Origin of the sequence: Rathayibacter sp. PhB151, from assembly GCF_004366415.1 — a bacterium.
Lineage (GTDB): Bacteria > Actinomycetota > Actinomycetes > Actinomycetales > Microbacteriaceae > Rathayibacter > Rathayibacter festucae.
This window is the reverse complement of sequence record NZ_SOEN01000006.1, coordinates 1,162,187-1,184,610: the sequence shown is the minus strand read 5'-3', so window position 1 is coordinate 1,184,610 and position 22,424 is coordinate 1,162,187. Positions and strand designations below refer to the sequence as shown.

Genomic DNA, 22,424 nt, shown 5'->3' with positions numbered 1-22,424 from the left:
CTCGATACGCCCCTGCGGGGCTACTCGACCAGCATGTGGGGCCTGCGGGGCTGCTCGGCCGGCAGGAAGGGCCGGCGGGCGGCGTGGGCGGAGGCGGCGAGTGCGTGCGGTCCGCCCGCGACCTTCGTGACGACACGCGCTCCGGGATCCACGCCGAGGAAGTTCTGCAGGGTGTCGGGATCGAGCAGGCTCGGGACGGTGTCGTCGGTGCGGACGGGGGCGTGGCTGTCGCTGAACGCGGGGCCGAGCGTCGTCGCCGTGTCGCTCACTCCCGAGACGCCGAGCATCGCCAGGCTGCCGGCGTCTCGCGCCGCCCGCGCGTGCTCGAGCGGACCGTCGAGACGGTGGGTCTCGAGGTAGGAGCGGCCCCAGTTGATCGCGGTGCCGAAGCCGTGGCGGGCGGCGAGCTCGAGCTCGGTCGGCAGGTCGAGGAAGCCCTTCGCCGGGTCCGGTCCCTCGAAGGAGTCGCAGTGCTCGATCACGAACTGCACGCCGTGCGCGTCCCAGCCGGCGATCTCGGCGAGACTCCGCGAGAACGCCGCGCGAGCGGCGTCCGCCGTCGCACGCGTCATCCGCGGCGCCGAGTGGAGCAGCACCGCGTCGACGACCGCGCGACGCTCGCTCTCGTTCACCGATACTGCGGCAGCGACGGCCCGTCGCACCAGCGCGACCGCCGCGCCCCGGGGCTCCTCGACCGGATCCGCCAGCCCGACCCCGCGCTCGAGCACCGCCGGCAGCAGGGTGAGCACGTGCGTCCCCCCGCGGCGCAGCAGCCGCAGCAGCTCCGCCTCGTCGGGCACGAAGGCGCTGCCGAACGGGATCTCGAACCCCGAGCACCCGGTGACGAGCGCGATCCGCTCGTGGAAGGCGTCGAAGGCGACGGCGTCGCGTCGCGCGTGCTCCGGCAGCGACGGGTACGCCCCGACGAGCATCTAGCGGGCGCCGTCGACCCGCGCCGCCCCGGGGAGGCGGAGGTCGCGGATGTAGGCGGCGAGCTCCAGCAGCGGTGCGCCCTCGTGCGCGCCGATGCCCTCGGGCTTCCAGCGGCTGATCGGCTCGATCGCCAGACGCGAGCTGTGCCGGAGGTAGTACTTCGCCGAGGTGGGATAGCGCGAGTTGATCGTGTGCTCGGCGACCGTCAGCAGGCGCTGCACGGCGACGGCCGTCTCGGCGGGCTCGTCGTCGTAGTGCTCGCAGAGCCAGGCCACGTGCTCCGGGTAGATGTTCGCGGCGTAGCCGCTGAGGCCCGCGGCACCCGCGCGGAGCGAGTCGGTGAGGGAGGAGATCTGCGCGTTGTAGAGCTTCAGGCGGGTGCCCGCGATCGCGGCGAGTCGCTCCTGCATGGTCTCGAGCGAGTGCGAGGTGTCCTTGTAGAAGACGAAGCGGCCGGTCCCGGCCATCCAGGCGACGTTCTCGGTCGAGGGCAGGCGCTTGAACGGCACCGGGCACTCGTAGATCCCGAAGTCGACCCCCGGCACGGTGTCGAGGATGTGCTGCACCGTCGCGCGCCACTCCTCCTCGGTGGTGGTGAGCCCGCCGACCAGCGAGGAGATCAGCACGACCGCGTCGACCCCGGTCGCGGCCATCGCGGCGGCGGACGCGGCCTGCTCCTCCGGGGTGCCCGAGGAGACCGAGGAGGCGACCACCGGGACGCGGCCGGCGGAGCGGGCGACGACCCGCGTCGCGAGGGCGAGGCGCTCCTCCTCGGTGAGGTCGTACATCTCGCTGGAGAGCGCGACGGTGAAGATGCCGGCGGCGCCGTTGTCGATCAGCCAGTCCGTGAGGGCGTCGACCTGCTCGAAGTCGAGCGAGCGGTCCTCGCGGAACGGGGTGAGCATGACGGGCCAGCCGCCGTCGGGGAGGGTGCTGCCGGTCGCCGTCGGGGCGGTGGCGGTCTCGGTGGTGGTCATGTCGATCCTTCGGTGTGAGAGAGGTGGTCGGCGCGGAGAAGCGGTCGGCGAGGTCGGCGGAACCGGGCGGTCAGCCCTTGAGCGATCCGCTGACGAGGTCGAGGCGCCAGTAGCGCTGCAGGAAGAGGAAGAGCGCGATCAGCGGGATGGTCGAGACGAGGCAGCCCATGATCACGACGTTGTAGGTGTTGGGCTGGTCGTTGCCCTGGTTCATCAGCGAGTAGAAGCCGACCGTCAGCGGGAACATGTCGGTGCGCGAGAGCATGATGAAGGGGAGCAGGAAGTTGTTCCAGATGCCGACGAAGTGCAGCAGGAACACGGTGATCAGCCCCGGCACCATCGGGTAGACGGCGATCCGCGAGAAGATCCGCCACTCGCTCGCCCCGTCGATCCGCCCGGCCTCGAGCATCTCGGTGGGCACCACCGCGGTGGCGTAGATGCGGCAGAGGTAGATGCTGAACGGGCTGATCATGCAGGGCAGCAGCACCGACCAGTAGGTGCCGGCGATCCCGACGGAGGAGAGCAGCAGGTACTGCGGGATCGCGAGGATGACCCCGGGGATGAGCACTCCGATCAGCAGGAAGTTGAAGACGAGCTTCTTCCCGCGGAAGGAGTACTTCGCGAGGCCGTAGCCGGCGAGAGCGGAGACCGCGGTGCCGAGCAGCCCGCCGCCGCCGGCGAAGATCAGGCTGTTCAGGCACCAGGACCAGAACGCGCCGTTGCCGACCCCGAGCAGCAGGCCGAAGTTCTCCTGGAACCCGCCGGTGAAGCTCGGCCAGAGCGAGAACGTGGTGAACAGCTCGCCCGAGCGCTTGGTCGCGGCCGTGAAGAGCCAGAAGACGGGCAGGAGGCAGTAGACGGCCCCGACGAGCAGGACCGCGGTGGGCCAGAACGCGGCCCGCGGCCGGGTGACCGTGGGGCCCCGGCGGCGGGAGCGGACCGACTGCGCGGCCCGGCGCGGATCCTCGAGGACGGGCGGGAGCTTCGTGAGGGTGTCGGTCATGATCAGTCTTCTCCGAAGGCGCGCGACTGCAGGAACCGCAGCAGGCCGAGCGAGGCGATGAGGGTGAGGAGGGTGACCACGACCGAGGTCGCCGAAGCGGAGAACAGGTCGTTGGTCACGAAGGCGTCGCGGTAGATCAGCATCATCGGCACCCAGTCCGAGCCGATCACCGTGGTGAGCGTCACGAGCGTGTTCGGCTCCGAGAAGACCTGCAGTGCGCCGATGACGGAGAAGAGCCCGGTCATGATCACTCCCGGCACGATCAGCGGCAGCTTGATGCGCAGCGCGAGCTGGCGCTCGGAGCAGCCGTCGATGCGGGCGGCGTCGTAGATCTCGGACGGCAGACCGCGCAGCGAGGTGTAGAGGATCACCATGTTGAAGCCGACCGAGCCCCAGATCGCGATGTTCGCGACCGAGAGGAACACCGAGTCCGGTCCGAGGAAGACCGGAGCGGGCAGCCCCAGAGCGGTCGCCGCGTCGACGAAGGGGCTGACGCCCGGGAGGTAGAGGAACCCCCACATCAGCGCGGCGATCACGCCCGGGACCGAGTAGGGCACGAAGATCGCGATCCGCGAGAACCGGCCGAAGCGGGTGGACAGGTTGTCGAGCAGGAGCGCGAACACCAGCGCGAGGATCATCGTCACCGGGACCGAGAGCAGCGCATAGGTCAGCATCCGGCCGAAGCCGGCCCAGAGCGCGGGATCCGCGAGGGTGCGCGCGTAGTTGTCGAAGCCGACGAACGTCTCCTTCTTCACGCCCAGCCCGCTGCCGCTGACGGTGTTGCCGCGGAAGCTGAGCCAGACCGTGTAGAGCAGCGGGAGGGCGAGGAGAGCGACGGCGAGCAGGACCGCGGGGGCGACGAAGAACCAGGGTGCCGCGCGCGGGGCGAGGGTCGAGGGGCGCCCGGTCCGGGGCGCGGCGGTGGTCGTCACGGGAGCCTCACTGCCCGGCGACGTCGTAGCCGGACTTCTCGAGGTCCGCGACGGTCGCCTCCTGCACGCTCGCGAGGGCCTCCGCGAAGCTGCCCTTCTCGTTGACGGCGGCGCTGAAGGCGTTGTTGAAGGCGTCGTAGGCGACCGAGACGTTCGGCCCCCAGGTCACCGAGGCCGTCATCTGGTCGATCTCGTCGGCGGTGGCGTAGAAGTCGGTCTGCTCGGGCAGCAGCGCCGGGGCCTGCTGCAGCTCGGGCAGCTCGCGGCCGGAGAGCGCGGCGGGCCAGATGCTGGCGTACTCGATGTACGCCTCGAGGGCCTCGGTCGAGGTGTTCAGCCAGAGCGCGAACTCGCGCGCCTGCTCCGGGTGGTCGGAGCCGGTGGTCACGATCGTGCCGCTGCCGCCCAGGACTCCCGAGCTCGGGTCGGACGGGGTCCACTGCGGGATCGGCACCGCGGCCCACTTGCCGATCGTGTCGGGCGCGTTGTTCTGCAGCAGCGGGGGAGTCCAGACCGCGCCGAGCCAGCTGGCCAGCGTGCCGTCGGCGAGCGCGGCCTGCCACTCCGGAGTGAAGGTCTTGAAGGTCGCGAGGCTGCCGTCGTCGACCAGGCCCTGCCAGTAGTCGGCGACCTTCTGCGAGGCGGGGTCGTCGATCGCGACCGTCCAGGTGCCGTCCTCCTGGCTCCACCACTCGGCGCCGGCCTGCTGGCTGAGCCCGGCGAACAGCTGCGCGTCGTTCGCGGGGAAGGTCGCGAGGTACTTCGTTGGGTCCGCGGCGTGCAGGGCCCGGGCGGCGTCGGCGTACTCGTCCCAGGTGGTCGGGACGGCCAGGCCGTTGGCCTCGAAGATGTCGGTGCGGTAGTAGAGGAACATCGGCGCGGTGCCCTGCGGGACGGCGTAGTTCACGTCGTCGAACGTCGTCAGCTCCCAGGCGGGGCCGGCCGTCTCCGCCTCCCGGTCGCCCATGATCGAGGTGACGTCGGAGGCGATCTCGCTCGTGATCAGGTTCGGCAGGTTCTCGTAGGTGGTGTTCGAGAGGTCCGGCAGGGTGCCGGCCTGCTTCGCCGCGCTGAGCTTCGCGACGATCTCCGCGCCGCCGGTCGAGGTGTTGACCTCCACCTGGATGTCGGGGTTCGCCTGGTTCCAGACGTCGACGATCTTCTCGATGTTGGGGGCCCACGACCAGTACTCGAGGGTGACGGGGCCGTCGGCGTCGCCTGTCGCGGCCGGGCTGGTCGCGCCGGTGCAGCCCGCCAGGAGGGCGGCGGCGGCGAGGGCGGTCACGGCCGCGAGCGGCCTGCGGAACTTCGTCGTTCTCATCGGTGTCTTCATCCCTGCGTGAATCCTCTGCTGCTCTGCAGAAGGCGCGTCGCGTCGTGGATCCGGGTTTCGTTACCGGTAACGAACTGTGCAACAGGATCACCGTAGAGCGCCGTCCGCGACTCCGCAAGGATTAATCGTTACCGGTCACGATTCGGGGATCGAAGGGTCAGCGGTCGAGGTTCCGCGGGCTCGCGGATCCCTCAGGCGGGAGGGGCGGTCGACGCGCGCACGACGAGCTCCGGCGCCGGGTAGTCGACGGCGCCCGCCCGGTCGGACTCCTCGACCAGGGCGATCAGCGCCAGCGCGGAGGCGCGGCCCATCGCCGTGAAGTCCTGGCGGACGGTCGTCAGCGGCGGGTGGAAGAACTCCGCCTCGGCGATGTCGTCGAAGCCGACGACGCTGACGTCCTCGGGGATCCGCCGGCCGTTGTCGTGCAGCCAGAGCAGCAGCCCGAGCGCCATCCGGTCGTTCGCCGCGACGACCGCCGTGACGCCGGCCTCCGCGAAGAGCTGCGGAGCGGCCGCGTAGCCGGAGCGGGAGGACCAGTCGCCGTGCACGAGCGGACGGGTGGGCAGCGCCGCCTCGGCCATGCACTGCTGGTAGGTGCGCGCGCGGTCCTGCGCGGAGATCCAGCGCTCGGGGCCGGCGAGGTGCGCGATGCGCTGGTGGCCGAGCTCCAGCAGGTGCGAGACGGCGAGCCGCGTGCCGACCACCGACGAGCCGTCCGTCCGCTCGCCGCCGCGGTCGATGTGGATCGGGATCGGCAGGTCGAGCGTGCGCAGCGCCGCATCGACCTCGTCGGTGGGTGCCGTGGCGAGGATGCCCTCCAGGTCCCGGCTGCCGAGCGCGTCCAGAGCGTCGGCGAGCTCGACGTCGTCCGAGGTGTCGAGGCTGATGATGTCCAGCGAGTAGCCTGCCCGGCGGGCGGCGTCGCTCGCCCCCTGCATCGTCTTGCCCGGACCGGTCCCGGACAGCTCGTGCACCAGTGCCCCGAGCCGGTGCGTGCGCCGGGTGGCGAGCGAGCGGGCGGTGGCGTTGGTCCGGTAGTTCAGCGTCCGCAGCGCCTCCTCGACCCGGACCCGGTTCGCCGGACGGATGCCGCCGGTCCCCGTCAGGAACCGCGACACCGTCTGATGCGAGACCCCCGCCGCCCGGGCGACGTCGTAGATGGTCGCCGCGCGCTGCTGCCTGTCGGCCATGCTCGTCCCCCCGCCACCTGATCCCGTGTTAGCGGTAACGATAGGGCAGTGGCCGCCCGGAGGCGGGGAGGAGGACGGGCTGGGCCGAGCCGAGAGCCGCTGAAGCAGGGCTCCTGGTGCGTCCGTCGCGGTCCCTGCTGAAAGCGAGTGTGCAGACCAGCCCCGCAGACGACGGTGGGCCTTGCTCGAGACGCCCGCACACTTGCTGGTCGAGTAGCGCCGGAGGCACGTATCGAGACCCACCCACCCCAGCGACGTCGGTCGGGGTCAGGACCCGCTGAGCGCCTCCTCCTCCGCCGCCACGTCCTTCTGCACCGCGAACTGCGTCCGGTGCAGCTCCTCGTAGCGGCCGGCCGCGGCCAGCAGCTCCTCGTGCGTGCCGCGCTCGACGATCGTGCCGTCCTCGATCACGAGGATGAGGTCGGCGCTGCGGATGGTGGAGAGGCGGTGGGCGATCACCATCGCGGTCCGGCCCTCGAGGGCCTCGCTGAGCGCCGCCTGCACCGCGGCCTCCGAGGTGGAGTCGAGCGCGGCCGTCGCCTCGTCGAGGATGACGACGCGCGGCTGCGCGAGCAGCAGCCGCGCGATGGTCAGCCGCTGGCGCTCGCCGCCGGAGAGGCGGTAGCCGCGCTCGCCGACCAGTGTGTCCAGCTGGTCGGGCAGCGAGCGGATGAGCGGCTCGAGCCGCGCGCGGCGGAGGGCGTCCCACACCTCGTCGTCGGTCGCCTCCGGCCGGGCGAGGCGCAGGTTGGACAGGATCGTCTCGTGGAAGAGGTGGCCGTCCTGGGTCACCATTCCCAGGGTGTGCCGCATCGAGGCGAAGGTGACGTCGCGGACGTCGGTGCCGGCCAGGCGCACGGCGCCGCTGTCGACGTCGTAGAGGCGCGAGAGCAGCTGCGCGATCGTCGACTTGCCGGCGCCGGACGTGCCGACGAGCGCGACGGTCTGCCCCGGCTCGATCCGGAAGGACAGGCCGTGCAGCACCTCCTCGCCGCCGCGGGTGTCGAGGACGGCGACCTCCTCCAGGGAGGCGAGCGACACCTTGTCCGCGGACGGATAGGCGAAGCGGACGTCGTCGAACTCGACGGACACCGGGCCCTCGGGGACGGTGCCCGCGTCGGGCTTCTCCTGGATGAGCGGCTGGAGGTCGAGCACCTCGAAGACCCGCTCGAAGCTGACGACCGCGCTCATGATCTCGACGCGCGCGTTCGCGAGGCTGGTCAGCGGCGCGTAGAGGCGGGTGAGCAGGAGAGCCAGGGTGACGACCGCGCCGGTGTCGAGCTGCCCGCCGAGGGCGAGGACGCCGCCGAGCCCGTAGACGAGCGCGAGGGCGAGCGCGGAGACGAGGGTCAGCGCGGTGACGAAGACGAGCTGCAGCATCGCCGTCCGGACCCCGATGTCGCGGACGCGGGCGGCCCGGACACGGAACTCCTCGGCCTCCTCATCGGGCCGGCCGAACAGCTTCACCAGGGTGGCGCCGGGCGCCGAGAAGCGCTCGGTCATCTGCGTGCTCATCGCGGAGTTGTGGTCGGCGGCCTCGCGGCGGAGTGCGGCGAGACGGCTGCCCATCCGGCGCGCGGGGATGAGGAAGATCGGCAGCATGATCACCGCGAGGACGGTGACCAGCCAGGACGTGCTGAGCATGACGATCAGGGTGAGGACCAGCGCCACGACGTTCGTGACCACGCCGGAGAGCGTGCCGCTGAAGGCCTGCTGCGCGCCGATCACGTCGTTGTTGAGCCGGCTGACGAGGGCGCCCGTGCGGGTGCGAGTGAAGAACGCGATCGGCATCTTCTGCACGTGGTTGAAGACGGCGGTGCGGAGGTCGAGGATGACGCCCTCGCCGATCCGCGCCGAGTACCAGCGCGTGACGAGCGAGACGCCGGCGTCGGCCACGGCCACGAGGGCGATGACCACGGCGAGCTGCACGATCGTGCCGACGGCGCCCCGGGCGACGATGGTGTCGACCACCCGCCCGGCGAGCACCGGCGTCGCGACGGCGAGGAACGCCCCGACGACGCTGAGGCCGATGAAGAGGAGGAGGCGGGCGCGGTAGGGGACCGCGAAGGTCATGATGCGGCGCACGGACTCGCGGGAGATGCCGTGCTTGCCGCTCTGGGCGGAGGAGATCCGGTAGAGGGAGCTCCAGGCGACGCCTTCCATGCTCATGTGGTGGTCCTTTGGTGGGGGCGGGGTGTGAGGGCGGGGTGCTCGAGCTCTAGCTGTCCGGTCGGCTGTCGCTGGTGTGCCGCGGATGGCGACACAGGCAGCGAGGCAGGCGGAAGTGATGCTGGCGACAGGGAGATCGGGCAACACGCTGTTGCCCAATTGCCGTGGGGCCACATCACCGTGCTGCTCGAAAAGCTCACCGATCGGGACAACCGTGAATGGTACGCCGCACACGCGGTCACCAACGGCTGTACGAGAAGCACCCTTGAGAACCACATCAAGACGCACGAGCACCAGTGCTTCGGTGCAGCCTCCACGAACCTCGATCATCTTCTCGAGCCGACAGCCTCAGATCTCGCCCAGCAGATGACGAAAGACCCGTACATCTTCGACTTCCTCGCCGTCGAGCCCGGCTATGCGGAACGGGAGATCGAGCAGGCACTCGTCGATCGCATCGTCGACACCTTCGGAGAACACGGCCGCGGCTTCAGCTTCGTCGGCCGGCAAGTGCCGTTCGACGTCGACGGCGACGAGTTTTTCGTCGACCTCCTCTTCTTCCACATCGAGCAGCTGCGCTACGTCGTCGTGGAGCTGAAAATGGGCAAGTTCAAGCCTGAATATGTCGGCCAACTCGGCTTCTACGTAGAAGTCGTGGAGAACCATCTTCGCCGTGCGGCGCACGCTCCCACTGTCGGCCTGCTGCTCTGCACCGACAAGAACGATCGCGTCGTGCGGTACGCGCTCGCGAGCAGTACGCATCCCATCGCGATCGCCAGCTACGACCTCCTCTCTCCCGAGGACCAGGCGGCGCTGCCGTCCGAGGCCGACCTGGACCGCGCCATCAGCCAGCGCTGAAGAAGTTTTCGATCGGCAGGCTTGAGCCCTGGGCGAGCAGCGAAGGTGAAAGCGACAACCGTGCGGCTGTAGCCCGCCAAGCGGTAAGACCGCTTTGTGCTGAAGCCTCCCGGTGCCCCATTCCAGGGCGAGCACCGCTTCGCGGTGTCCTCCGGAATAAGCGGCGGCAACGCGCTCGCGCACGCCCTCCTCGGGATCGCGCTGCCCTCCAGCTACCACGCCGACGCTCTCGGCGCGCTGGTTGAGGCGAACCTCGCGAAGGCCCGGCTGGTCGCGCTGGCCGTCGTCCTCGCAGGACAGGGGGCGAACACGAGCAAGGAGTCGTGGCGCCGCGGCGACGAGCGCGCCGCCGCTCACTTCTGCCAGCTCGCGACCTGGGGATACGCACTCTCCCCGGTCAAGCAGGTCGTCACCGGCGACACCACCGCAGCCGACGCCGCAGACCTCAGCTAGCCCGCTCCGCGGGGACCGGCAGCTGCCGGTCCCCGCACCCTCCACTTCGACTAGGTAGAAAGGCCCACCATGAGCACCACCACGACTCCCGCCGTCGACGTCGACGTGTGGGGACACAACCCGGCGCTGCGCGACGCGCAAGCCGCCGTCGACGCCACCGCCTCCGCGACCAGGCCGCGACTGCCGCGGCCGCACGCGCGCTGATCGTCGCCGCGGCCGCGCACGGCTGGCCCACCGCGCACGCCCTCGTGTTCAAGTTGGAGACGACCGGCCCCATCGCCCGAGTCTGGGGACTCTGGCTAGTCCGCGACGCCGACCGGACCGTGCTCCGAGCGTGGGACGACGACCCCGACCCGATGACGGACGAGTCCGAGGAAGAGGTGGTCGCCCTCGACCTCATCAGCAACCGCCGCGCGACCCAGGACTACACCGACTTCGGAAAGCCCATCGGCTCCACCGTGTTCATACTCCAGACGCTCGCGCTCTGAGCGCGTGCGCGGGGCCGACCCAAACCGGGCCGGCCCGCACGAGGGGGAGAACCCCCTCGACCCCCCCCCGATCACGCGCGCGGAACGGCCACACGCGCTCGAGCGGTGATCAACGGCGGGGACGCCTCTTGTACGTCTTCCCTGCGCGAATGTTCCGGTTCTCGATCACACCCACGACCGCCAACCCCACTGCGACGGCGAGGATCAGCGCCCAGCCGAAGACGTTGAACCCACTCGCCGGTGAATGCCGCATAGGTCTGCTCGCCGGCGATCGCGAAGAACATCACCCGACGCCCCGAACCACACGATGGCGTTCGCGAACAACGCGGTTCGCGCCAGAGGAGTGCGGGGAGCGGTCATACCGTCAGCGTCCCACGACTGACGGAGGGCTGTCTCCCCTCCCTCTAAGCTCCGGGCATGGTCTCGCCACTCGTCCACAAGATCGTCAACAAGCGCGAGCGCGACATCCACCTCATGCAACGCACCCTCTTCACCGACGCCGACGAACGGATCACCTCGCAGCCCGGGCTCACCGACGCCCAGCTGCACGAGCTCGCTCACGCTCGCGCACGGCAACTCCCACGCCTCAAGGGACGATCCCTGACCAACCGGCGCGCCGAGGTATCCGTCCTCATGGACCGCGGACCCGCCGCGGAACTCGAACCCGATTTCGGTGCCGACCCGACGCTTTCACTGGTCAGCGTGTCCGTGAAGGGCCTCAATCTCCTCGTCGGCAACTCGGAGATCCTCGAACCCGACGAGTAGACCGCCTGGGCGCAAGCCGTCCTGGGGGAGCAGTGGGCGACGCGCCTCTACGCAGTCGGCGCGCTGTCGGGCAGCAACGACAGGCGACTCTCCACGTTCTACTTCTACGTCTTCACCGACCGAGACGGCCACGCCGTCGACAAGCCGGAACGGCGGAGCCTTCCGCTCGAACAGGTCGCCACGCAGAGCTGTCGTCGACCGGGCGCGCATCCATCTAGTGGGCGAGCTCGTGACCCTCCTGAATGGGAACGACGATACGGTCGCGCGGCGAGACCTCGTAATCGTCGACGGCTGGCCACCTTCGAATCGCCTCTGGTGCGGCGGGTGAGTCTTCGACCGTGCGGAGGAGGCGGAGGATCGCCAGGCCGACGGCAATTTCGGGTATCTTCCAACAGAAGCAATTGCTGAAACCAGAGGGGCAGTCGTCCAGTGCACATTTCAAAACTGAGTTTGGTCAACTACCGAAATTTTGCCGCTACGACCCTGGAATTCAACGCCGGGGTAAATACCGTAATTGGTGAAAATGGCGCTGGTAAGAGCAACCTCTTCCGGGCAGTACGTCTGCTACTAGACGCCAATATGCTCGCCTCCGCTTACCGTCTCAACGAGGAGGATTTCCATCGCCCCCTCGGCGAGTGGCGGGGGCACTGGATCATCATCGGCTTGGAATTCGAGCAGGTCAGTGAGGATGAGTCGATCCAGGCCTTGTTCTTGCACGGCGTTGGCGTCGCGCACCACGCCTCTGTCGAAAGCGCAACTTACAATCTGATTTTCCGACCTCGTCATGACATTAGGGTCGCACTGTCGCAGTTACCTGCAGGCGACACGGCAGGTTTGACGGCTGTACGCAAAACAATGACAGTCGCAGACTATGAAGTAATCTTCACGGGTCGCAGTACGGGCGACTTCACCGACCCGCAGTTCTACAGAGCAGTAGTTGGTGACTTCGACAAGGTCATTTTTCCTACAAAGCTAGATCATGCGGAGATCGGGACCACGCTACCGAAGCAACTGTCCGTCGCGAAGGAAATTTCCTTTTCCTTCGTCCCCGCTCTTCGCGACGTGGTTCGAGATTTTCAGGAAAACCGCCCGAATCCCCTGCGCAATCTGCTGAGAGCCAAAAGCGGTGAAATTGACTTGGTCGCCTTTCAGGAAATTGTCGACAAGGTCGTGGACCTCAATCAATCTATTGAGGAATGGCCCGACGTCGGCGAGGTGACTGCCGATATCCGACAGACGATTCGCGAGACTGTCGGTAATGCCTACTCGCCCTCATCTTTGAGAATCCGATCGGATCTGCCTTCTGATGCCGATCGACTTTTTCAATCCTTAAAGTTGTTTGTCGGAGAGGATGGCGAGGTCTACGAGGGGGGCATAGATCAGCTGAGCTTGGGTGGCGCGAATCTTATCTTTCTGACTCTGAAGCTGCTCGAATTTCAATACTCGCAAACGAGACAGCCGATCGCAAATTTCCTTCTCATTGAGGAGCCCGAAGCTCACATTCATACCCACATCCAAAAGACCCTATTTGAACGCCTGAACTACGACGCGACGCAAATCATATACTCCACGCACTCCACTCAAATCTCCGAAGTGAGCCATGTTCAGAACATGAACATTCTCGGTCGCCACTTAGGCGTTGTAGAGGCCTTCCAGCCCGCGAAGGGACTGGACGCCAAGCTAGTGCGGAATATTCAGAGGTATCTCGACGCCGTTCGGAGCAACCTACTTTTTGCCCGCAGTGTCGTATTGGTTGAAGGAGACGCCGAGGAGATTCTTATTCCGGCGATGGTCAAGAAGCTCTTGGGGGTTGGGCTTGACGAACTGGGAATAAGCTTGGTCAACATTCGAAGCACGGGTTTCGAGAATGTTGCGTCGCTGTTTCACGACAATCGGATTCGGAAACGTTGCGCAATCATCACGGACCTAGACGCCGCAATCGAGGCGCCTCAAGCGGGGGATCAAGACGCTACCAGAGTCGCCAGGCACGAGCACATGGCTCGGTCCGCCAAGAGCGGCGCCGAACGGAAGACACGGCTGGAGACCTTTACAAACGGAAATCAGTGGCTTGGCGTCTTCTTTGCGCCGCACACTTTCGAGGTCGAGCTTGTAGCAAGTGGAAATCGCGACGTCGTCGTGGGCCTCGTCGATGACATCTGGTCGAAGCAGACGAATCGAGACCTCGCGGAGGCGGGGCTTCGCTCTGAGGCGCTGGCATACTTTGGGAAAGTCGTTTTGCACATGGCTGAGCGTGAGGGAAAGGGGTGGTTTGCGGTGCGTGTGGCTTCGGAGATTACGCCTCATATCGTACTTCCTAATTACATTCTCGAAGCGATTCGATTCGTTCATCCCGAACTCTCAAATGAAAATTGGTGCAATATTCTTGCGTATCGCCTTCGCATTATGGTCGGTGAACGCCTATGCACGGAGGCTGACCGCGAACAGTTCGCTCGCACGCTGGAGGAGTTCCGCGCAGGCGACAAGTCCCTGAAAGAGCTTGCAGCGCAGGCGGCGGTTCAATTTCCTGACGATGAGATCAATCAATTTCTTGAAATGTACGTCGCGTGACGGACTGGTCACAGGAGGTCCTGAACTCCGAACAACTTGCGGCAATCGAAGAACCCGGAAGCGTCGTGCTCGTTGCTTGTCCCGGGAGCGGGAAGACGAGAACCTTGACCTACAAGGTGGCCGAGGAGCTTGCCAAGCTTGAATCTGAGCGTCAGTTCGTCGTCGCCATCACGTACACCCATCGTGCCGCGGAGGAGATTGAGGAACGCGTCGCTCAACTCGGGGTTGACACGCAGCAGCTCTGGATTGGCACAATACACGCCTTCTGCCTTGAATGGATCATCCGGCCGTATGCGATCTATCATCCGAGACTGCGAGATGGCTATCATGTTATTAATTCACATGAAGCCGAGCAAATCATCGCAGATCTATGTTCTAGTTCCTTGCCCCGAATCACCCACTTCGACTGCGGCTATCACTTCACGACGTCCGAACGGGTTCTTCAGGAACCGAAGGCCTGGAAACATGCAGCCATCAACGCTGTTCTTGATCGCTACGTTGTCGAGCTTGAAAATCGGCAGGAGGTGGATTTTGAGCACATCCTTCTGTACGCGTCGGACCTGATCCAGTCTCGACCAGAAATCAGTAAGCTTCTCTCTCGTATTTTCACGTTCGTCGCAGTCGATGAGTACCAAGACACCCGCGAGATCCAATACGCGATAGTTGGATCGATTTTGCGCGCCGGTGCCGGTGCTGTGCGAGCACTGTTTGTCGGTGACCCAAACCAAGCAATTTTTGGCTCGCTTGGTGGATACGCAATTGACCCGATCAAGTATTCGACGCAGACCGGACTCACTTTCCGAACGATGGAACTGTCGAGGAACTATAGATCGTCTGCACGTATAATCGACTATTTTGGTCATTTCAAGGTAGCTGGCAGTCCCATCGAAGCGGCGTCGTCGGCGGCCGACTATCCCAGTGAAATTACGTTCGATGATTCACTGAAGCGGAGTGATCTCGAGGACGAAATCGTGCGACTCATTCGCCACAGTGTCGATGACCTTGGCGTCCCCACCTATGAGATCTGCGTCATCGCTCCCTGGTGGGCGCATCTTGCTGCTCTTACACGGTCGCTCGTGGCAGCACTTCCCGAATACAATTTTGACGGGCCCGGTCTAACGCCGTTTTCTCGAGATCACGATAACTTCTGGTACAAGCTAGCCCGCATCGGGCTGACGCAGGCGTCACCGACAATGTTCGTATCGAGGCTTCGATGGGCTCGGGAAATCCTCAACGATTTGAATGCAGTAGCGCTCTCGACAGGAGATCTCGACGCGCGCTCGTTGCTCCGGCTGTCTAATGGCATCCATCTAGACGAGACCGACGGCCTAGACTACTTGCGCACCTATTTCGACCGAGTCTTTGCGTTTCTTCGGATCGACTTCTCTTTGGTGCCAGCTCTCGCGGGTCAGCACATTGCATTCTTTCGCGAATCGCGGGCCCGTATCGAGCGGCTCAAAAGGGATGGTACCCCGTTCGCGACGGACATTGAAGTATTTAGAAAAGTTTTCCGCCCAAGGTCAGGGATTACCGTCTCTACCATTCACGGCATCAAGGGCGCGGAGTTTGACACCGTGATCGCCTTCGCTCTTATGGATGGAATGGTCCCGCACTTTAATGACGCTGATCAACTCGACGGGGCAAAACGACTTCTGTACGTGATTGGATCCAGGGCTCGGAAGAACCTTCACCTAATTGCTGAACGTGGACGTAGGCGCGGTGGAAATTGGGGTGACTACACCACCTCAGTTCCCCTCAAGAATCTCGCGTATGAGTACGACAACGGATAAGCCCCAGGCGACGTGAGTAGTCGAGCGACCGTCTGAACGCGGCAATTGTTAACTTGCGGGGTTGCTACCTCTACAAGAAGTACTGAATAGGTGTATAGGTAAGGCTGACGTTTTTCTCAAATTCCTAGGAAGCTGGGCGGCTTGGTGGTTGGCGCACGCGACTTTAGGCGCTGCGTGACGGCGCGAAGCCGTCAGCCTCACAACTATCGCGCGGTGCCCCGGGACGCCGATCGTCCAGCGATCCGTTGTGAGACGGCTATTGTCTGTTAGCTGCTTCATAAAGCATTAGCTTTCTGAGACAGCCCATCGAGAGCCGTTGCAAGGGCAGCGCAGCCGGAACGATGAAGGTCCCATTGTCTCGACATCTTGTCTCGTAGTATTTCGTCTCAGGCGGGTGCTCGGAGGGACTTTCCGAGTCGGACTTGGCTCGTGAGGCTTCTCGGCTATACGCGTGTGAGTAGGTCGAGTCAGGAGGCGCAGTGGCAGGTCGATGCGTTCGTCGCGGCCGGCGTGCAGAAGCGGGACGTGTTCGCGGACCTGACGTCCGGCAGCAAGACTGCGGTCGAGCGTCCCGGGATGAAGAGGCTCCTCGAGTACGTCGAGGACGGGGACACTGTTGTCGTCTGGCGAGTCGACCGTCTCGGCCGGTCATTGATTGACGCGCTCAACACGGTGAACCTGTTATGGGAGCGTGGGGTGCAGGTGTGGTCGATCCCAGATGGGATTGATTCGTCGACGTCGACGGGCCGGCTGATGCTGAACATGCTCGCTACGCTCGCGGAGTGCGAGCGAGAGCTCATCGTCGAGCGAGTCAATGCCGGCATTGCCGCCGCACGTGCAAGCGGAACGCGCTTCGGTAGCCCTCTGTCAGGTCCGGCGGTAATTGCGGACAAGCTCGCGAACGCCGCGGACGCGCGAGCGCGTGGTCGCACTCCTGAGGATGCTGCTCGTCTCGTCGGGTGGAGTCGTGCGTCGCTCTATCGTCACCAGGCGGACGCCCCTCGCCGTGCAGCCGCGGGAGGGCAGGCAGCGTCCCGGTAGGGGATCGAATAGCTGCCACCCTCCGCGCAGACTGGGCGAATGACGTCGGTAGAACTACTCAATGCGCGCCCGCGCGACGACGCGCAGATGGAGGCGCTGTTCAGCTTGGGGTGGCCGGCGTTCACCCCCTCTTCCTTCTTCTTGCGTTGCGCTCTGGTAAGGAACGGCTCGCCGGCACCCCTCACTCGTTCCACTTCGCCACACCATCCTTAATCACTCGATGGTCATGACTGTCACCCTGCTCGACGCGCACTGGCGACGTTCAACGAACCGAGGAACTCTGCGAACTTGTCCTCCGAAGGAGCGCGGAAGCCGACGAAACCCCTCCTGCCGTACGGGGCGAGCACGATCACACCGCTCTTGACGCGGATCTCGACTGCACGACGAATGAAGAACCGCTCCGACAGTGCGATGATCCCCACCGCTTCCACGTCCCGCCATTCAAGCAATGGCAACCGACGGACTTCAGGGCCGACGATGCTCAGAGTGTCGCTTTCCACAAGCGCCAGGGGATAGCTGCCGAGTGAGAAGTTCCTGTCCTTGCTCCTGACGCAGCCGAGCAGGGCCGGATGGTGAACGACGATGAAGGCTGACGTTGCGTTCTGAGCCTCGGCCTGCGCACGTCGATCCTCAGCGCGCCGAGCGGCTGACCGCGTCGCCGCAGCACCGGCTGCACCGCCCAGCGCTACCAGCCCGAGAATCCAGCTGGTGATGACGAGACCGTTCTCACGGGACGCGCCCAGTGCCGCCTGAAGGGCGACGAAGCCCACCGCGAGCACGAGCAAAAGCAGCCGCACGCGGAAGAGGGGAGGGGGCGGCCCCTGAGGAGACGGTGTCACGATGACCGACGAGCCTCTCTGCGCCGCTGTCTCGCTGTTCGCCCGTCCAGCAAGGGCTCGCCGGCCTTCCGAAGCACGATGCCGGTTCTGTCGTCGACCATGGGCAGGTGCTGCCGGCCGATGCGGAGAGCGGTGTAACCAGCTCGTTCCTCATCCTCGGCACTCGGCGGCAGACCGAAGGATGCGATCAACGTCCATGCGCCCATCAAGAGGAGACCTGCGAGGGGGTACATGACGATCACCCGCTCGGTACCGGAGAAGGCGAGGAGCGCGATGAACATGCACCCGAGGAAGAATGCGATGCCGATCATCGCGAATATCGTGTGACGAAGACGGCTTTGGGAGGACCATCCTCGAAGCAGGTCGACCTTCTCCGGACTTTCGCTCTCGGGCATCTGCACGTCCTGGTGAATCGAGTGCACGACTGCCGGTCGTGCCTAACTGGTCGAAAGACTGGGCCTTCTGCCTCGGACTGTCGTAACAGCGTCCGTCATGACTGCGGACAATCGAGCGGTACGCGGCGCCGGAAGAGGACCGTCTCTGAAGGGGTGTGTAACGGCAGAGGCAGGTGCCGATGATCCGGAGGAGTGGACTGCGCTTGCCCTCCGAGAGTGCTCGATCCGAGCGAGGTAGGCGACGGCGGCGCGGCAAGTGGCGCGCCACACGCCATCGGCTGTCGCCGTGGGTCTTCCCCGAGCCCCCCGGGGAGCGCAGGCGTTCAGATCGAGTCGATCCCCCGGAGGAGCGGGGTCTCGTCGTCAGCCCTGGACGACCGACGGCGACCAGGCGTGCTCGAGGAAGAGCTCCGGGTCGCCCGAGCCGTCGGCCGGGATCGACCAGACGTCGGTGTCGCCGGCCGCGCCCTCACGCGGCATCCCGTAGAGGAGGGTGTCGTCATTCAGCCACACCACCTGATCATCCACACTCCGCTCCTCCGGCATCACCGTCTCCACCCCCGACGCGAGATCCAGCACCGCGATCCGCCAGTCCGGCACCCCGTCCCCGACGTCCTTCTTGTACGCCACCCGCGACTCGTCCGGCGAGAGCGAGGGGCACTCGGCAGTGTCGTGGATCGCCGTCATCGTCCGCGCCGACATGCTCCCGCGCACCAGCCACGTCCGCGACCCCGACGCCGCGGTCGCGTAGAAGGTGTCTCCGTCGTCCGCGAAGGTGACCCCCCACAGGTTCCGGTCCGCAGCCGTCAGTGGCGCCCCCGCGACGCTCAGCGCGAAGGACTCCAGATCCCCCGGATCCGGCACCGCCGGGTCGAGCGAGCGGATGACGGTCTGTGTCGAGAACGTGGTCGGCGCATACGAGTGCCCGGTGACGAACGCTGTGGTGCTGAGCATCCCGTCGCCGATGCGGGCGCGGCTGGGGATGCCGGGCAGCGGCCACGTCTGCAGGGTCTCGCCGTCGGCGCCGGTCAGGACGGCCTCGAAGGTGGTCAGCACGCCGCGGTCGGTGCGCAGGCAGAGCTCCATCGACGCGGTCGCGGCGACGCGGTCGCAAGCGCGGTCGGTGAGGGTGCGCGCGGCTCCCGGGTCGGCCAGCGGGACGGAGGCGACCAGCCCGTAGCCCTGGCCGCTCGCGGTGTTGCGGAAGACGATCCGGTCGCCGTCCGCGGGGGCGCCGGTCGAGACGGCCACGGCGGAGTCGGCGGAGGCGCGCGCCTGGTACCGCGCCCAGGCGCCGGCCCCATACACAGCGGCGCCGCCGAGGAGGGCGACGGCGGCCACCACCGCGATGATCCAGCGCGCGCGGTCCGAAAGACGGCGGGACGAGTCCGTCATCCCTTCTTCTCCGCGAAGCGCTCGCGCAGCAGCAGCGCCGCGAGGGGGAGCGCCGCCGCGAGGCCGACGGCGACGGCGATCATCGCGCCCTCCCGGCCGAGCCACAGCCACAGCGCTCCGAAGCCGACCGACGCGAACAGCCGCGCGACCGCGACGACCGTCTGGGCCGCGGCGATCCCGCTCGCCCGGATCTCGGCGGGAACGCTAGCCCCGGCGACGGCCGCGAGCACGCCGTCGGTCGCGGCGTAGAACGCGCCGAGCAGCAGCAGGCAGGCGATGGTCACCGCGAGCCCGGAGGCGGGCGACGCGGCGAGCACGTAGACGGCGAGCAGGAGCACGTGGCCGGCGGCGAACATCCGCCTGCGGCCCCAGCGGTCGGCGAGACGGCCGAACGGGATCGCGAGGGCGAGGTAGGCGGCGTTCGTCCCGACGTACAGCAGCGGGAACCACTGCGCCGCGAAGCCGCTGCGGTTCTGCAGCACCAGGTACACGAAGCCGTCGCCGACCGTGAGCAGCCCGAGCAGGCCGGCGGCGAGCAGGAGGCGGCGCGGACGCCGGTCCCAGAGGCGGCGCCACGGCAGCTTCGTTCGCGCCGCGCCGCCGGCGATGCGCGTCCGCACGTCCGGCACGAACAGCAGCAGCACCACCACGCCGAGCGTCGCGAACGCGGCCGACAGCACGAAGACCGTGGAGTAGCCGTCCGGCACGAGCAGCAGCACGACGAAGGCCAGGAGCGGCCCGATCGTCGCGCCGACGGTGTCGAGCATCCGGTGCACGCCGAACGAGCGGGCGAGCGACGCGGGCTCGGACGAGGCGGAGATCATCGCGTCGCGGGGCGCCGTGCGGATGCCCTTGCCGAGGCGGTCGACGGTGACGACCGCGGTCAGCGCGGCCGGGCCGCTTCCGGCCAGCAGGCCCAGGCGCGCGAGCATCGACAGGCCGTAGCCGGCGAGGGCGACGAGCTTGGGGCGGTCGGTGCGGTCGGCGGTCCAGCCGGCGCCGATCCGGACGAACGCGCTGACGCCCTGGTAGAGGCCGTCGAGGAAGCCGTACGCGAGCGTCGACATCCCCAGCGCGGCGGTGATGTAGAAGGGGAGGATCGCGGCGGTCGACTCTGAGGAGATGTCGGTGAAGAGGCTGACGATGCCGAGGGCGATGACGGCGGGGGCGACGCGCGACGGGCCGGTGCTGCGCGCGGGCTGCTCCGCGGCGCCCTCGGGTCGGTCGGACAGGGAGATGTACACGTCTAGCCGCCGCTCGGGTGCAGGACGGCGATCAGCGAGTAGCTCATCCGCGGGGTGCCGGTCGGCGTGACGGAGAGGCTCACGCTGTCCTCGCCCGCGGTGAAGACCATCGCGGCGCCGTCGGCGGGCGCGTCGACGGCGGCGGAGGTGAAGCCCTGCGCGGCCAGCGAGCGGCGGTAGCTCTCGACGATCTGCTCGGCGTCGAGGGCGACGGTCGCGGTGAGGCCCGAGCGCAGCGCGTCGCCGGCGGGCTCGACCGAGCTCGACGCGACGATCGAGTCGGGCAGCGGGGCGACGACGGCGGAGGGGTAGCCGGCGACCAGCGCGCGGGTGGCGCTCGCGGCGGCGGGCAGGGGGAGGGAGACGAGGGCGGCGCGCGGGGTGGAGTCGGGCAGGCCGGTGTCGACGGGGGCGGGGCCGGAGACCTCGAGCGGGGCGGAGGGGTCGGCGACGGCGGCGGGGTTCGACGGGTCCTGCGGGGTCACGGTGGCGGCGGAGGACGCGCCGGGGGTGGCGGAGACGCCGGGGGAGGAGGTGGTGCCGGAGGAGGAGTTGGTGCCGGAGGAGGGTGCGCCGGGGGAGGCGGTGCCCGCGGAGCCGGTCGCGCCCGCGCTGATCCGGCTGCCGTCGCCGGGGCCGCCGGCTGTCGCGTCGAGCACGAAAGCCCCCGCGACCAGCACTAGGGCGACCGCTCCGGCCCCTACCAGCAGGCGTCGTCGAGCGTCCAAGGGGTCTCCGGATCCGGGCGCACCGACGATCGTGGCCGGCCAGGATCCGTCCATCCGCGTTCGGGTCGCGTCTCGCGAACATTAGCCCTCGCGGGGCCGGACTGCACCTGTCGATACGGTGGGCGGATGAGATCGGGGCGGGCGGCGATCGCGGGCGTCGTGCTGCTCGGGCTGCTGACCGGCTGCGCGCCGGGGCCGACGGCGGGCGTCGACGAGCAGATCCTCGCCGCGGAGGAGCTCGGCGACGGCGCGGTGGGTGCCGCGGAGTCGCTGCATCCGGTGGTGATCGGCGCGGACCTCCGGGTGTCGGTGCGCGGCGGCAAGCCCTCGGTGAGCCGCGAGGACGAGCGCTGGGTGGAGCTGTTCCTGCGCCTGGTGCCGCAGGGGGCGGGGCCCGAGGCGAGCCGGGAGATCCAGGAGGCGATCGGCGGCGAGCTGCTCGCCGACGGCTGGGTGCCGGACGAGCTGACGCAGGACGCCGCGGAGACCGGCGAGGGCGCCGAGCTGTGGTTCACCCGGCCGGGCGCCGAGGGCACGGCGACCTGGGACGGCGACTCCCCGGGCGACTGGCACGTCTCCGTCTGGGACCGACTCGAGTACGTGCAGATCGACGTCCAGAGCCCGTTCGCCCTGACGACGGACACCCAGTACGCCACCACCGACGCCGTCGAGGCCCGCCACCCGGAGTGGCGGAGCCCGGACGGCGTGCTGCCGTGACCAGGTGCTGACCGAGTGGCCGTCCCATGCTGATCGAGTAGCCCGCTCCGCGGGCGTATCGCGATCCACCGTTCTCCCGCGGTCCGGCCGTCAGGTCAGGCGCTCCGTCAGGTGCACGGCGACGTCGTCGCCGAGGTCCTTGCCGAGCTTCTTGCGGAGCTTGGCGCTGATCGAGAGCATGTGGCCGCCGGCGCCGGTGGGCATCAGGCCGGCGGTGAGCGGCTCGCCATCGACGGTCGCGACGACCTTCACGGCCTTGCCGGTGCCGAACAGCGCGACGGAGTCCGGCACCTCCACGCACGACCAGAGGTCGCCCTTCACGGTGACGCCGATCGGCGCGGTGAAGGCGACGTCGATCGGGCCGACGGCGTTCATGCCGGGACCGCAGCTGCTCGGCTCGGGAGTTCGGCTGCGCAGGTCTCGTCGTGGTCGGGCATCGTCGTCCTCCGGGTGTCGTCGGTGCGGCAACCCAACCACAGGAGGCGTCAGCTCGTCAGCCGTCCGATCCGCTCCGCCCGCGGGCTACTCGATCAAACGGGAGGGAAGCCCGACGACCCGGCTGGCCGCGAGCCGCGAAGTCCCCTTCTCCGCTGGTCGAGCAGTCCCCTT

At 67.4% G+C, this 22,424-nt stretch carries 22 protein-coding genes; 9 read left to right on the top strand and 13 right to left on the bottom strand.

All coding sequences use genetic code 11. From position 1 onward, the window contains the following. Positions 1–20 precede the first annotated feature (20 nt). From EDF35_RS06200 to EDF35_RS06170, 7 genes are all read right to left on the bottom strand, one after another. Entirely contained in the window at positions 21–932 is a 912-nt protein-coding gene (locus EDF35_RS06200) for a DUF4862 family protein (RefSeq protein WP_133961146.1), read from the bottom strand. After that, a complete protein-coding gene (locus tag EDF35_RS06195; protein ID WP_133961144.1) occupies positions 933–1,910 on the bottom strand; it encodes a dihydrodipicolinate synthase family protein in 978 nt (325 codons plus the stop codon). 70 nt (positions 1,911–1,980) lie between these two features. Then, positions 1,981–2,913 carry a carbohydrate ABC transporter permease gene (locus EDF35_RS06190; RefSeq protein WP_123731533.1) on the bottom strand — a complete coding sequence of 311 codons (933 nt, stop codon included), beginning with the start codon at positions 2,911–2,913 and terminating at the stop codon, positions 1,981–1,983. 2 nt (positions 2,914–2,915) lie between these two features. Beyond that, a complete protein-coding gene (locus EDF35_RS06185) occupies positions 2,916–3,845 on the bottom strand; it encodes a sugar ABC transporter permease (protein ID WP_133961142.1) in 930 nt (309 codons plus the stop codon). Positions 3,846–3,852: 7 nt separating this feature from the next. After that, the gene (locus EDF35_RS06180; protein ID WP_166649696.1) at positions 3,853–5,166 is read right to left on the bottom strand and encodes an extracellular solute-binding protein; all 1,314 of its coding nucleotides are present in this window, start codon (positions 5,164–5,166) and stop codon (positions 3,853–3,855) included. Positions 5,167–5,369: 203 nt separating this feature from the next. Next, positions 5,370–6,368, bottom strand: coding sequence for a LacI family DNA-binding transcriptional regulator (locus EDF35_RS06175; RefSeq protein WP_132435563.1), 999 nt, complete (start codon positions 6,366–6,368; stop codon positions 5,370–5,372). A 267-nt stretch (positions 6,369–6,635) separates the two neighbouring features. Then, positions 6,636–8,537, bottom strand: coding sequence for an ABC transporter ATP-binding protein (locus tag EDF35_RS06170; RefSeq protein ID WP_133961140.1), 1,902 nt, complete (start codon positions 8,535–8,537; stop codon positions 6,636–6,638). On the opposite strand from EDF35_RS06170, the gene EDF35_RS06165 reads away from it, so the two are divergent. The 8 genes from EDF35_RS06165 to EDF35_RS06135 all read left to right on the top strand — a co-directional run bounded on the left by EDF35_RS06165 (position 8,472) and on the right by EDF35_RS06135 (position 16,497). Continuing rightward, positions 8,472–9,392 carry a PDDEXK nuclease domain-containing protein gene (locus EDF35_RS06165; RefSeq protein WP_347876892.1) on the top strand — a complete coding sequence of 307 codons (921 nt, stop codon included), beginning with the start codon at positions 8,472–8,474 and terminating at the stop codon, positions 9,390–9,392. The two genes, EDF35_RS06170 and EDF35_RS06165, sit on opposite strands and share 66 nt — an antisense overlap. 96 nt (positions 9,393–9,488) lie before the next feature. Next, positions 9,489–9,845, top strand: coding sequence for a hypothetical protein (locus EDF35_RS06160; RefSeq protein WP_133961138.1), 357 nt, complete (start codon positions 9,489–9,491; stop codon positions 9,843–9,845). Between the two features lie 69 nt (positions 9,846–9,914). Continuing rightward, a complete protein-coding gene (locus tag EDF35_RS21380; RefSeq protein WP_279587515.1) occupies positions 9,915–10,049 on the top strand; it encodes a hypothetical protein in 135 nt (44 codons plus the stop codon). A 44-nt stretch (positions 10,050–10,093) separates the two neighbouring features. After that, positions 10,094–10,333: a hypothetical protein gene (locus tag EDF35_RS06155; RefSeq protein ID WP_133961136.1), complete on the top strand. Its 240-nt coding sequence runs from the start codon at positions 10,094–10,096 to the stop codon at positions 10,331–10,333. A 417-nt stretch (positions 10,334–10,750) separates the two neighbouring features. Beyond that, a complete protein-coding gene (locus EDF35_RS06150; RefSeq protein ID WP_133961134.1) occupies positions 10,751–11,098 on the top strand; it encodes a hypothetical protein in 348 nt (115 codons plus the stop codon). Positions 11,099–11,527: 429 nt separating this feature from the next. Further along, entirely contained in the window at positions 11,528–13,666 is a 2,139-nt protein-coding gene (locus tag EDF35_RS06145) for an AAA family ATPase (RefSeq protein ID WP_133961132.1), read from the top strand. Then, the gene (locus EDF35_RS06140; protein WP_133961130.1) at positions 13,663–15,456 is read left to right on the top strand and encodes an ATP-dependent helicase; all 1,794 of its coding nucleotides are present in this window, start codon (positions 13,663–13,665) and stop codon (positions 15,454–15,456) included. The genes EDF35_RS06145 and EDF35_RS06140 overlap by 4 nt, the downstream gene beginning before the upstream one ends. Positions 15,457–15,885: 429 nt before the next feature. Next, the gene (locus EDF35_RS06135) at positions 15,886–16,497 is read left to right on the top strand and encodes a recombinase family protein (protein WP_133961128.1); all 612 of its coding nucleotides are present in this window, start codon (positions 15,886–15,888) and stop codon (positions 16,495–16,497) included. A gap of 233 nt (positions 16,498–16,730) precedes the next feature. Here EDF35_RS06135 and EDF35_RS06130 read toward each other — a convergent pair whose 3' ends face one another. The 5 genes from EDF35_RS06130 to EDF35_RS20695 all read right to left on the bottom strand — a co-directional run bounded on the left by EDF35_RS06130 (position 16,731) and on the right by EDF35_RS20695 (position 21,098). After that, positions 16,731–17,294, bottom strand: coding sequence for a hypothetical protein (locus tag EDF35_RS06130; RefSeq protein WP_133961126.1), 564 nt, complete (start codon positions 17,292–17,294; stop codon positions 16,731–16,733). A 38-nt stretch (positions 17,295–17,332) separates the two neighbouring features. Beyond that, the gene (locus EDF35_RS06125; protein WP_133961124.1) at positions 17,333–17,731 is read right to left on the bottom strand and encodes a hypothetical protein; all 399 of its coding nucleotides are present in this window, start codon (positions 17,729–17,731) and stop codon (positions 17,333–17,335) included. A 363-nt stretch (positions 17,732–18,094) separates the two neighbouring features. Beyond that, a complete protein-coding gene (locus tag EDF35_RS06120; RefSeq protein WP_243839858.1) occupies positions 18,095–19,126 on the bottom strand; it encodes a hypothetical protein in 1,032 nt (343 codons plus the stop codon). Further along, positions 19,123–20,364 (bottom strand): MFS transporter, encoded by a 1,242-nt coding sequence (locus EDF35_RS06115; RefSeq protein WP_243839889.1) that lies wholly within the window; start codon positions 20,362–20,364, stop codon positions 19,123–19,125. Before EDF35_RS06115 ends, EDF35_RS06120 begins: the two co-directional genes overlap by 4 nt. A gap of 8 nt (positions 20,365–20,372) precedes the next feature. Continuing rightward, positions 20,373–21,098, bottom strand: coding sequence for a hypothetical protein (locus tag EDF35_RS20695; RefSeq protein ID WP_166674023.1), 726 nt, complete (start codon positions 21,096–21,098; stop codon positions 20,373–20,375). A 126-nt stretch (positions 21,099–21,224) separates the two neighbouring features. Here EDF35_RS20695 and EDF35_RS06105 point away from each other — a divergent pair, with 126 nt between their 5' ends. After that, positions 21,225–21,815, top strand: a complete 591-nt coding sequence (locus tag EDF35_RS06105; RefSeq protein WP_133961120.1) for a hypothetical protein — start codon at positions 21,225–21,227, stop codon at positions 21,813–21,815. A gap of 90 nt (positions 21,816–21,905) precedes the next feature. Here EDF35_RS06105 and EDF35_RS06100 read toward each other — a convergent pair whose 3' ends face one another. Next, complete coding sequence (locus tag EDF35_RS06100; RefSeq protein ID WP_133961118.1) at positions 21,906–22,190, bottom strand: DUF1905 domain-containing protein; 285 nt, start codon at positions 22,188–22,190, stop codon at positions 21,906–21,908. Positions 22,191–22,424 lie beyond the last annotated feature (234 nt).

Bases quoted from the DNA above. Each gene is read 5' to 3' on its own strand.
- EDF35_RS06150 (WP_133961134.1), top strand. From the start codon at position 10,751: ATGGTCTCGCCACTCGTCCACAAGATCGTCAACAAGCGCGAGCGCGAC.
- EDF35_RS06100 (WP_133961118.1), bottom strand. From the start codon at position 22,190: ATGAACGCCGTCGGCCCGATCGACGTCGCCTTCACCGCGCCGATCGGC.
- EDF35_RS06175 (WP_132435563.1), bottom strand. From the start codon at position 6,368: ATGGCCGACAGGCAGCAGCGCGCGGCGACCATCTACGACGTCGCCCGG.
- EDF35_RS06200 (WP_133961146.1), bottom strand. From the start codon at position 932: ATGCTCGTCGGGGCGTACCCGTCGCTGCCGGAGCACGCGCGACGCGAC.
- EDF35_RS06195 (WP_133961144.1), bottom strand. From the start codon at position 1,910: ATGACCACCACCGAGACCGCCACCGCCCCGACGGCGACCGGCAGCACC.
- EDF35_RS06190 (WP_123731533.1), bottom strand. From the start codon at position 2,913: ATGACCGACACCCTCACGAAGCTCCCGCCCGTCCTCGAGGATCCGCGC.
- EDF35_RS06120 (WP_243839858.1), bottom strand. From the start codon at position 19,126: ATGACGGACTCGTCCCGCCGTCTTTCGGACCGCGCGCGCTGGATCATC.
- EDF35_RS06170 (WP_133961140.1), bottom strand. From the start codon at position 8,537: ATGAGCATGGAAGGCGTCGCCTGGAGCTCCCTCTACCGGATCTCCTCC.
- EDF35_RS21380 (WP_279587515.1), top strand. From the start codon at position 9,915: ATGAGCACCACCACGACTCCCGCCGTCGACGTCGACGTGTGGGGACAC.
- EDF35_RS06125 (WP_133961124.1), bottom strand. From the start codon at position 17,731: ATGCCCGAGAGCGAAAGTCCGGAGAAGGTCGACCTGCTTCGAGGATGG.
- EDF35_RS06180 (WP_166649696.1), bottom strand. From the start codon at position 5,166: ATGAGAACGACGAAGTTCCGCAGGCCGCTCGCGGCCGTGACCGCCCTC.
- EDF35_RS06105 (WP_133961120.1), top strand. From the start codon at position 21,225: ATGAGATCGGGGCGGGCGGCGATCGCGGGCGTCGTGCTGCTCGGGCTG.